9 protein-coding genes are annotated in these 10892 nt (G+C 62.1%); 4 read left to right on the plus strand and 5 right to left on the minus strand.

From position 1 onward, the window contains the following. Positions 1-117 precede the first annotated feature (117 nt). Positions 118-1626 (minus strand): AhpA/YtjB family protein, encoded by a 1509-nt coding sequence (locus tag PMI24_RS06755; protein ID WP_007952161.1) that lies wholly within the window; start codon positions 1624-1626, stop codon positions 118-120. 134 nt (positions 1627-1760) lie between these two features. On the opposite strand from PMI24_RS06755, the gene serB reads away from it, so the two are divergent. Next, the gene (serB, locus tag PMI24_RS06760; RefSeq protein ID WP_007952163.1) at positions 1761-2975 is read left to right on the plus strand and encodes a phosphoserine phosphatase SerB; all 1215 of its coding nucleotides are present in this window, start codon (positions 1761-1763) and stop codon (positions 2973-2975) included. A gap of 39 nt (positions 2976-3014) precedes the next feature. Here the strand turns inward: serB and PMI24_RS06765 are convergent, their stop codons facing one another. Continuing rightward, on the minus strand, positions 3015-4769 hold the full coding sequence (locus PMI24_RS06765) for a hypothetical protein (protein ID WP_007952164.1): 1755 nt from the start codon (positions 4767-4769) through the stop codon (positions 3015-3017). A 221-nt stretch (positions 4770-4990) separates the two neighbouring features. Between PMI24_RS06765 and PMI24_RS06770 the strand changes: the two genes are divergently transcribed. Further along, entirely contained in the window at positions 4991-5392 is a 402-nt protein-coding gene (locus PMI24_RS06770; protein WP_007952165.1) for a lectin OAA family protein, read from the plus strand. A 60-nt stretch (positions 5393-5452) separates the two neighbouring features. On the opposite strand, the gene asd is transcribed toward PMI24_RS06770, so the two are convergent. The 3 genes from asd to PMI24_RS06785 are packed head-to-tail and all read right to left on the minus strand — an operon-like array spanning position 5453 to position 8725. Further along, complete coding sequence (gene asd / locus PMI24_RS06775) at positions 5453-6313, minus strand: archaetidylserine decarboxylase (protein WP_007952166.1); 861 nt, start codon at positions 6311-6313, stop codon at positions 5453-5455. 18 nt (positions 6314-6331) lie between these two features. Further along, the gene (locus tag PMI24_RS06780; RefSeq protein WP_007952167.1) at positions 6332-7147 is read right to left on the minus strand and encodes a rhodanese-like domain-containing protein; all 816 of its coding nucleotides are present in this window, start codon (positions 7145-7147) and stop codon (positions 6332-6334) included. A gap of 39 nt (positions 7148-7186) precedes the next feature. Beyond that, on the minus strand, positions 7187-8725 hold the full coding sequence (locus PMI24_RS06785) for an HDOD domain-containing protein (RefSeq protein WP_007952168.1): 1539 nt from the start codon (positions 8723-8725) through the stop codon (positions 7187-7189). Between the two features lie 167 nt (positions 8726-8892). On the opposite strand from PMI24_RS06785, the gene motA reads away from it, so the two are divergent. Together motA and motB are read left to right on the plus strand one after the other, a co-directional pair. Further along, complete coding sequence (motA, locus tag PMI24_RS06790) at positions 8893-9744, plus strand: flagellar motor stator protein MotA (protein WP_007952169.1); 852 nt, start codon at positions 8893-8895, stop codon at positions 9742-9744. 3 nt (positions 9745-9747) lie between these two features. Next, entirely contained in the window at positions 9748-10827 is a 1080-nt protein-coding gene (gene motB / locus PMI24_RS06795) for a flagellar motor protein MotB (protein ID WP_007952171.1), read from the plus strand. Positions 10828-10892 lie beyond the last annotated feature (65 nt).

Below are 10892 nucleotides of genomic sequence, written 5' to 3' on the forward strand. Positions count from 1 at the left end.
ACCGGTCTCTACAGTGAGGGGGCTCTTCAGGGCCAGGCGCAATCACGAAAACGCCACGCACAAAAAAGCCCGCAGGCAATCACTCGTCTGCGGGCTTCGTTGCAACTGGTTTAAGGCTTAAGCCCGACGCTCATGCATCCGCGCCAATTGCCGCTCGAGCATCGACGGATAAGGCTCCATCAACCGCTCCACACAGCAAGCCCCCTCAGGGCTGGCAATCGGCCGGATCCGCGCACGTTGACGGATCAGCGCGTCGTCACCGATCTTGCGCTCCACCAGCAGCAGGTTGCGGCTGTGTTGCGACAGGGCCAGAGCGTCCTGGGCGGAGTCGGTCAGCAACAGGTCGATCTGGCTCAGACCGAACAGTTCGTCGCCAAGAGTCAGGCCCAGCTGCAATTGCAGGGTGATGCCGCTGTCGGCGACTTCGATCTGCAACTGGTGGCCCAGCGCCCGCAGCAGCTCGCCGCAGCAGATGGCGTTGGTCAGGTAATCGTCGCCGCTGTCTTCGGTGTGGAACAGCATCAGCGTGCTGCCGTCGTTCAGGGTTTCGATTTCGCCCTGATACAACGAAGCAGCCTGCTCAAGGCAATCGCGATAACGATCCTGCAGCTCTTCCAGACGTGCGCGAGGCAAACGACGCAGTTGTTCCTGCGAGCCCAGTTGCACCGCCAGCACCGCCGTGTGTTGCGGCACGCTTGGGGTCGGTCGGCGCACTGCCGGTTGTGCTGCTTCGTCCAGCGACTCGTCACGCAGATCGGCGAACGGGTCTTCGTCATCGTCGTCTTCAACGGTGCTGACCACATGGCGTGGCGCAGGCTTCTGCGCGGCCATCGGGCGGCTCTCGTCGAAACTCGGATCACGCAGGTTGCGCACTTCGAATTCCGGCTCGTCGTCCTCGAACTCGGGTTCCGGCTCGGGCTCCGGTTCAGCCGGCTCCGGGGCATAGTCGGCGTGCAACTGGCGGGCAAGATCGCCGATCTCGTCCTGACGCTCGATCCCCGGCGTGTATTCGTCGATCCGGCGCAGCCACACGCGCAATTGCAGCAGCGGCGTGGAGATGTGCCGGCCCAGACGCAGGCTCAGGGCCAGGGACAGTGCCAGCAGGATCGCACTCAGGATGCCCATGCTTTGCAGGCTGATGGTCATCGGCTGCTGGAACTGATCCATGTCCAGGCTGATGCGCAGTTGACCGGCGGTCACGTCCTGGAAGGTGATCTTGCTCTCGTACATGCCCTCGGCTTCGCCCAGCAGGCCGTGCTTGGGCCGCTGACCGGACTCGGCGAGGATGCGGTTGTCCACGCTGTAGATGGCGGCGTGGGCCACCAGCTTGTTCTTGGTCAGGTTGTTGAGCAGCACGTTGAGGCTGAGGATGTCGTTGGACACCAGCAGCTCGGTGGCGGAGGTGGCGGTCTGCGTGGTCAGACTTTCGCCCAGCGCATCGGCCTGCTCGTGCATGGCCTGCTTGAACTGCAGGCCCATCACGCAGGCATAGATCACCAGGGCCAGGGCGACCAGGATCACGTTATGGCTGGCAATGCGCAATGCAATCGGTACACGGCGGTGGCGCAGTGCACGGAAGATCAGCAGAAAGAAGTTATCGGTTTTAACTGGCGTGGGCCGGTTCACTGAGCTCGGCTCTTTTGTCCGTGAAGTTGACGCGCAGTATAGCGACAGGCCCTAGACCGGCAAAGCGCTGGCGGTGCCCGATGGTCACTGAAAGTGGGTAGAATGCGGTTTTTTTCCAGTTGCGGGGGTGCGCGTTGCGCGAAATCGTCCTGATTAACATCACGGGAGTCGACCGTCCGGGTCTGACAGCGGCCATTACCGGTGTTCTGGCCCAGGGTGGTGTGAATATCCTCGACATCGGTCAGGCGGTGATCCACGACATGCTGTCGTTCGGCATCCTCGTGGAAATTCCCGACTCCGAGCAAGGCAAGTCGGTGCTCAAGGACATCCTGTTCAAGGGCTATGAGCTCGACCAGCAGGTGCGTTTCACCCCGGTGTCCGAAGAGGATTACCAGCAATGGGTGGGCAATCAGGGCAAGAAACGCCACATCGTTACCCTGCTGACCCGCAAGGTCACCGCCGGCCAGTTGCAGGCCGTGAGCTCGATCACCGCCAAATACGGCCTGAACATCGACCATATCGACCGTCTGTCGGGTCGCATGCCGCTGGACACCCCGGCCGACAAGGGCAAGGGCTGCATCGAGTTCTCCGTGCGTGGCGAAGCGGCCGACCCGCAGGCCCTGCGCGCCGAGTTCCTCAGCGTGGCTCAGGAACTGAACGTCGACATCGCCTTCCAGGAAGATTCGCTGTTCCGTCGCAACCGTCGTCTGGCGGTGTTCGACATGGACTCGACCCTGATCGAAGCCGAAGTCATCGACGAACTGGCCAAAGCCGCCGGCGTCGGCGATCAGGTTTCGGAAATCACCGAGCGGGCAATGGCCGGCGAGCTGGATTTTCGCGCCAGCTTCAAAGAGCGTCTGGCGCTGCTCAAGGGGCTGGATGTCAGCGTGCTCGATTCGATCGGCGCCTCGCTGCGCCTGACCGAGGGTGCCGAAACCCTGTTCGCCGAACTCAAGCGTCTGGGCTACAAGACCGCGATCCTGTCGGGCGGCTTCACCTACTTCGCCAAACAGTTGCAGGCCAAACTCGGCATCGACTACGTGTTCGCCAACGAACTGGAAGTAGTCGACGGCAAGTGCACCGGCGTGGCGATCGAGCCGATCGTCGATGCCCAGCGCAAGGCCGATCTGCTGAAGCAACTGGCTGAAAAAGAAGGTCTGCGTCTGGAACAGACCATCGCCGTGGGTGACGGCGCCAACGACCTGCCGATGCTGGCGATTGCCGGTCTGGGTGTGGCGTTCCGCGCCAAGCCGCTGGTCAAACAGTCGGCGAAGCAGGCGATCTCGACCCTCGGTCTGGATGGCGTGCTGTACCTGCTGGGCTTCCGCGATCGCGACGGGCAGCTCTGACATCGGCGCAGGATCGCAGCCTTCGGCTGCGGTCCTGGCTCAAAGGGATTTCCACAACGAGTCGAAATCCTCTTCGCTCCCGCCATTCCTGGCGGCTTCAAGCGAGCGATAGGCAAACTGATTGAAACTGTGAGTGCTGGCCACCCGCCGATCCAGCCCGGCACGGTGCTCCTCGCCTTGGGTGTTGATCAGCACTTTATTGCCTTCCTGAAATGGCAGTCGTGGCGCCAACAGCGTCGCCGGCAAGTCGATCGCACTGATTTCCGGCAACAACAAACCGCGCAGATACTGGCTGTGATCATCCCGCGAACGCACCAGTTGCAGCCCGCACGGCCGGGCATGGGGCGCCACCAGTTCGATGCCCATTTGCGTGCCGGCGCCGCGCACCTGGCGGATCCAGCGCACCACGGCAATGCTCCAGCCCTGATTGAGGCTGTCCTGAATCCCGACCATTTCCCCGGCCTGCAATTCGGCGGGTACATCCTTTGGCCAGGCCAGGCAATAACCGCCAGGGCTGTGGTTGATCACCGGCAACGCGTAGGTCGGGTAATGCGGCGGGCTGTCGGCGTCGCCTTCATCGTCGATCAACGGTTCGTAGCGGATTTCCTCGTAGGGCAACAATTCATCGGACGTGCTCTGCGGTGCGGCATCGAACGCCTGGCTCCAGCTGTCCTTTTCGCCCTGAACCACCGCGCGGCTGAAATTCGCCGCACGGGCGCCGGGGTGCTTGAGCAGTTCGCTGAAGGTGCGTTCGCCGCCGAGGTAGAAGTGCAGGGCGCTCATGCCGACGCACACGGTCAGGTTGCCCTGGCCGACGGTGCGCTGGAAGCTGCGTTCGGCGGCTTCGCCCCAGGTCGCGTGCAAATGTTGCAGGGTGTCGAGGGTCAGACCGGCCGGCACGGGCAGCGGGGTAGTCGCATCCTGATGCAGCAGGTGGGCCTCGATGGCATTCACCAGCGGTTGCGGATCGAAACCGAGCAGACTGGCCTGTTGCCCGCTACGGAATTGGGAGCGGTAGCGCGGGCCGGCGTCGATCTCTGCCGAGACCGCGAACAACCCCTCGCCCGGATGGGCGGGATGCAGTTTCAGCCACGCACTCCACGGTTCCACCACTTGCGCCAGACGCGCGATCTGGTTTTGGCGCAACTGATTGCAACGGGCGCTGCCCAGCAGCAGGGCGGCGAGGTAGGTCTGTTCGACACTCAGCTCGCCGGTCAGGCTGGCAAGGTCGTCGCGCACCCGGCGATGTTGCAGTTGCAGGTCGCAGGCGCAGCGAAACAATTGATGCAGTTCGAACCACAGCTGTTCCGGTGCGGCGCTGTACAGCTGCGTGGCGCGAACCAGTTGCCCTTTCAACGCATGGGCCGCCCGTTGCAGCGCTTCGCTCACCAGAGCTGCGCGATCCCGGGAATACTTGGGCGCGATCCGCGCAATGATCTGTTTGTAACCGATGGCCAGCTGACTTTGCAGGGCCTGGCACAGGTTGCTGATCTTGCGTGAGCGCTCATCGAGCATGATCGCCTGATGCAGAAAATGCCGTTCCAGGTGCTGGCAGACGAAGTAAACCTCGGGGCGCAAAAGTTCCAGCAGATGCAGGCGATTGTCGCTGGGGGTCAGCAGTTGATTGAGTTCGCCGAGGCCTTGATACAGCAGGCGCGCGGTTTCGCCGATGTTGGCCTTGGGCAGGCCGGCGATCCAGCGCTTGAGGTCGCGCGGGGTGGCTTCACAGAAAGACAGGCGCAACTGCGTGGGCGTCGGGGCACTCAGTTTCGGTTGGGATCGTGGCTCACTCATGCCGTGACAAGCTCCGGCGGCGAATAGGGCAATGCCAAAAACTCTAGCAGTTGTGCTCTGTTTCGCAGGCGATTGTCAGGCTTTTTTACCGTTGGTCTGCTGGCCTGGTGCCATTTCGGCAGGCGCTACTAGGCTCTCAGGCGTGCGATCGGAAACGCACGGTTGCACGGCTTGCCGCAACGTCGGGCAGGTCTCTGAAAAACTTCAAGGAGATGAGGTTCATGTCTAAATACGCAGTGGCAAATCAATGGGGCGGTAGTTCGGCACCTTGGCATCCGGGTGGAACCTGGGTGCTGGGCGCGCGGGACAACCAGAACGTCGTCGCGATCGAGATCAAGTCCGGCGACGGTGGCAAAAGCTTCACCGGCACCATGACCTACGCCGGCGAAGGCCCTATTGGCTTCAAGGCTCAGCGCACTGGCCAGAACCAGTACAACGTCGAGAACCAGTGGGGTGGCAACGATGCCCCCTGGCATCCAGGTGGCAAGTGGGTGATCGGCGGGCGGGATAACCAGAACGTTATCGCGTTGAGCGTCACGTCCAATGACGGAGGGAAAAACCTCAGCGGCACCAATACCTACGCCAACGAAGGGCCGATCGGCTTCCGTGGGCAGATAGAGTAACGGCGCCACTCAGGTCGTGTCCGCCCCTTCGCAGACGTGCGAAAGGGCGGATCAACAGGTTCAGGCGTTCGACAGTGCCAGGGCCTGACCCATCTGTACCGGCGAGCCGGCTTTCAATTCTTCAACCCACTTCACCTGATCCGGCCCGAACAGCACGATTGCGGTCGAACCCAGCTTGAAGCGACCCAGTTCCGCACCTTTTTCCAGATGAATAGGCGCACGGGCGGCTTCGTCGTAGCGGAAGGTTTTCAGCTCACGCTTCGGTGGCGTGACCAGACCGGCCCACACGGTTTCGATCGATGCCACGATCATCGCGCCCACCAGCACCACGGCCATCGGCCCGCGCTCGGTGTCGAAGATGCACGCTACACGCTCGTTGCGGGCGAACAGTTCCGGAACGTTTTCCGCGGTGGTCTGGTTGACCGAGAAGATCCGGCCCGGGATGTAGACCATTTCGCGCAGGGTGCCGGCCAGCGGCATGTGCACGCGGTGGTAGTCCTTCGGCGACAGGTAAACAGTCGCGAATTCACCGCCCATGAACGGCGCAGCATTCGCTGCATCGCCGCCCAGCAGTTCCAGCACGCTGAAGCTGTGGCCCTTGGCCTGGAAGATGCGACCGTGTTCGATCGGGCCGAGCTGGCTGATCGCACCGTCGGCCGGGCTGAGGATCGCGCCCGGGGTCTGGTCCAGCGGACGTGCACCGTCTTTCAGGGCGCGGGTGAAGAAGGCGTTGAAGTGCTCGTAAGCGGTGACGTCTTCAACCAGTGCCTGCGACATGTCCACTTGATAACGCTTGGCGAACCAGGTGGTGAAGGCATTCTTGAACCAGCGCACGCGGCACTCGGCGACGCAACCGGCCAGGCGCGACAGCAGGTGGTGAGGCAGCAGGTATTGGCTGATGATAAACAAACGCTCTTTCATGACTGTCCTTAAAAATCCTTAAAGCTCGACGGGGGTGTCGGGGTGGTTGCCCCATTCGCCCCAGGAACCGGCGTAGCCCTTGACCCGCGGATAACCGAGGGCCTTGGCCACCAGATAAGTGAAACCGGACCGGTGATGGGTCTGGCAGTGGGTAATGATTTCTTTGTCTTTGGTGATCCCGAGGTTTTCGAGGATCTGCGGCATGTCGGTACGGATGCGCAGCTGACGCGCCTGATCCATGCCCGCCGTCCATTCGAAATTGACCGCGCCGGGGATGTGTCCACCCTTGGCCGCCAGGACCTTCTCGCCGGAATACTCCAGCGGCCCCCGTGCGTCCCAGATCGCCAGGTCAGCGGCGCCGAGACGGCTTTGCAGGTACTCGCGGGTGGCAGTCGGTTCCTCGTGCAGAGTCAGGGCAACCGGGCCGCCTGCCGCCGGAGGAATCTGGATCGACATCGGCGAACCTTCCGCCAGCCACGCCGGCAGACCGCCGTCGAGGTAGTGGTACTTGTCGTGACCGATCACGTCGAGCAACCAGATGAAGCGCCCGGCCCAGCCACCGCCTTCGTCGTCATAGACCACGTAGACCGCGTCTTTGTGATGGCCGAGCTCACCGAACAGTTCTTCGAGTTTTTCCTTGCTCGGCAACAGGCCCGGAGCCGGCGCCTGACCCAGCTGGGTGCGTTTCGGATCAACAAAACGTGCGCCGGGAATATGTCCCTCGGCGTAGCGGGCGGCACTGGTCAGATCCACCAGAATCAGATCGCGGGATTCGAGGCGCGGCAGCAGGTCGCTCGGCTCGATCACCAGGGCCAGGCCAGAGAAATCAGACATGTGAGGTCTCCAGAGCACAAAGGGGAAGGATTGTAGCTGTCATTGGCCGCGCTGGCTAAAACTGTGCAGGGCTTTCTCGATGCACTGCGCGGTTTTGCCGAAGGCTTGCACAGTGATGTCGGCGAACGGCCCGCCACCCTGGTCGGCGACCACGATCATGATCACCCGGCCGTTGTTCACCAGCGAGCGCAGGAATAGATGTTCGCCACGGAACAGGGTGCGCAGCGAGGGCGGCAGCAGGGCGGAAAACTGGGCATTGTTGTCCGGGGTGATCCGCACTTGCGCCTGCTGCGCGAGCAAGCGTTGCAGCACCGAACTCTGGCTGACGACGAAGTTGAGCGCAGCGGTTTCCTTCGGCAACCCCGAGGTTTGATGGACGCGCAGATTGGCGTGGCTGCGGTCGGCCATCAGGATCATCACCCGACGCATGCCGCTGGCGACCAGCGCATCGCGGGCGGCGACGGTCAGGCTCATGGCATTGGTGAAGCGGCTTGGCACAGCCAGCAGTTCGGCGCATTGGCGGCGCCACTGGGTCAGGTCTTCAGCGGAAGGCGCCGCAGCCGGGAGCATTCCGGCGGGCAGACGACGGGTGCCCCAAGGCCACAGCAGCGAAACCGCCGGGTGCCACAGGTCCGGCATGGAGTGATGGCGAGCGCTGACGGCGGCCTGTTGGTGCAGCTGCTGTTGCACCTCGTCCATCGAGACTTGCAGATAAAGGCTGGTCAGGAATTGCCAGCGCTCACTGTGCGGACTGTCCCAGGCCTGTTGCGCCGAGAGCGCCAGACCGTTGGCCAGCAGCACGGTATTGGCCGGCTGGTTGAGCCAGCGGCGCAGGGTCGGGTCGTCGTCGAGGCGGTTTTGCTGGCGCAGCGGATGATCGACGTCGCGGGCAATGCGCAGGACTTTGACCAGTTCGCGCTGCTCGGTCAGCAGCAGGCGATAACCTTGCTGGACCCAGATCGGCAGACGCCAGGCTTCGACCAGCGCTTCGCCGATTTTCAGCAGGCGCACACCGAACAGCTGCTTTTCCACGACTCGCGCTGATTCGCCTTTGTGGATAACCCGCACTTCCCACTCTTCAAGCAATTTGGGAAAGGTCAGTGCCAATGGCCACAGTGGCGACAGAAACAGCAGGCTGCCCCAATGAATGTCCTGCCACAAACGCGCGAGGCGGCTGGCGAAAAAACCGTTGGCCTGTTGCGTGGCGTGCTGGCTGATCATCTGCAACTGGCGCAGGGCCTGGGGGATCTGTGCGGCAGGTTCGGCGGGCAGGCGAGCGAGCAGTTCTTCGGTACGGCCAAGGCCGAGACGATTGATCGCCACTTCGAGGTTTTCCGCAGGCGCGGTCATGTTGCCGTGGGTGTGGCGGTTGGCTTCGCGGATGATGCTCAGGGCCAGCGCCGGGCTGTTCTGCATCAGGTCGGCGATGTCGCGCAGCGAGCTGCGGTCATCGCGAATCGCCCGGCAGACCCGGTCATGGGCGTCTTGCGGCACCGGCAGGCGAACGCTGTCGAGCAGCTTCACCCAGCCATCGAGTGTGGTCGGTTTTACGTGTGGGACGTTCGTTTCATTAGCCATGTCTGGACGAGATCTTCACTGACTGTAGACGCGCCCGGCATGGGCTAAATTGGCTTTTCGCCTGAACTGGCTATAGTCTGGCGCAGTTTTGCCGATAAGTAGAAGAAGAGATTTTTTAACTTCCGAATATGACCTTGAACCCGACTTAAACAAGTACCTTTCTACCTATGGCTAAAATTATCGGCATCATCGTCGTATTCGCGAGCGTGCTCGGCGGATACGTGCTCTCCCACGGCAAGATTGCCGCCCTGATCCAGCCCTTCGAGGTGATGATCATCGGCGGTGCTGCACTCGGTGCATTCCTGCAGGCCAACCCCGGCTACATGACGATGCACGTGCTCAAGAAATCCCTGAGCATGTTCAGTTCGCGTTTCAGCCACACGTTCTATCTGGAAGTGCTGGGCCTGATCTACGAGATCCTCAACAAGAGCCGCCGCGAAGGCATGATGGCCATCGAGGGCGACATCGAAGATGCCGCTGCGAGCCCGATCTTCGCCAAGTACCCGGCGGTACTGAAAGACGAACGCATGACCGCGTTCATCTGCGATTACCTGCGCATCATGTCCTCCGGCAACATGGCTCCCCACGAGCTGGAAGGCCTGTTCGACATGGAACTGTACAGCCTGAAGGAAGACCTCGAGCATCCGTCCCATGCGGTGAACGGCATCGCCGACGCCATGCCGGGTTTCGGTATCGTTGCGGCGGTACTGGGTATCGTGGTGACCATGGCCTCCCTGGGTGAAGGCGATCAGAAGTCCATCGGTCTGCACGTAGGTGCGGCACTCGTGGGTACCTTCTTCGGTATTCTCGCAGCGTACGGTTTCTTCGGCCCGCTGGCGCATTCCCTGGCCCACGATGCCAAGGAAGAGCTGAACGTCTACGAAGCCATCAAGGCCTCGCTGGTGGCTTCGGCTTCCGGCATGCCGCCGTCGCTGGCTGTCGAGTTCGGTCGCAAGGTTCTGTACCCGGCTCACCGTCCAAGCTTTGCCGAGCTGGAACAAGCTGTTCGCGGTCGTTAAGTCATGGAAAATAACCAGCCGATAATCATCAAGCGCGTCAAGCGCATCGCCGGCGGGCATCACGGCGGGGCGTGGAAGATCGCCTTCGCCGACTTCGCGACGGCGATGATGGCGTTCTTCCTGGTGTTGTGGCTGCTGTCCACCGCGACCCCGGAACAGAAGATCGCCATCGCCGGTTACTTCAAGGACCCGGTCGGTTTCTCCGAGAGTGGCACGCCGTACATCATCGATCTGGGCGGTACGCCGACCCTGGCGCCGGAAAACACCCTCAACCCTGAAGTGAAGTCTCAGCCGCAACCGGACAAGGTCACGGTCGACACCGAACAGGTTGAAGGCATGGCCGAGCAGGTCGAGAAGGAACGCCTGGAACTGCTGCTGCAGGAACTGCAGAACAAGGTCGACGAGAACCCGCAACTGCAGAAATTCAAGGACCAGATCCTGTTCGAGATCACGCCGAATGGCTTGCGCATCCAGATCATGGACGCCGAGAACCGGCCGATGTTCGACTCCGGCTCTGCACGCCTGAAGCCGTACTTCGAAGACATCCTGCTGGCCATGGCCGACACCATCAAAGCGGTGCCGAACAAGATCAGCATCAGCGGTCACACCGATGCCAAGCCTTACGTGGGCAATGGCGACTTCGGCAACTGGGAGCTTTCGGCCAACCGTGCCAACGCCGCCCGGCGTGCACTGGTGGCAGGCAGTTATCCGGATGCTCAAGTGGCGCGAGTTGTTGGTTACGCCTCGTCGGCACTGTTCGACAAGGAGAACCCGTTCAACCCGGTCAACCGCCGTATCGACATCGTGGTGCTGACCAAGAAGGCCCAGGCGGCCATCGAAGGTTCGCAAGGTGCCGACCCGTCGCAACCGGCAGATCAAGGCCAGAACGGCGCCGCGCCGGCCACCCCGGTCGACCCGAACGCGTTGCCGGCGGATCAGCAGCCGGTGCCTGCACACGAGTTGCGCGAACGGCTGAACCTGTTCGACGACCCGCTGCCGAAACCGACTGAACCGGGTGCAGCGGCACCAGCCCCGGCGCCGGCTGCACCGGCCACTGCTCCGACGCCCGCGCCGAAACAGTGACCCACAAAAAAGCCGCGAGATGATCGCGGCTTTTTTGTGTCTGGTGTCTCGTCCTGAATAAGGTT

Source organism: Pseudomonas sp. GM25, assembly GCF_000282255.1.
In the GTDB taxonomy this organism is placed as follows: domain Bacteria; phylum Pseudomonadota; class Gammaproteobacteria; order Pseudomonadales; family Pseudomonadaceae; genus Aquipseudomonas; species Aquipseudomonas aphyarum.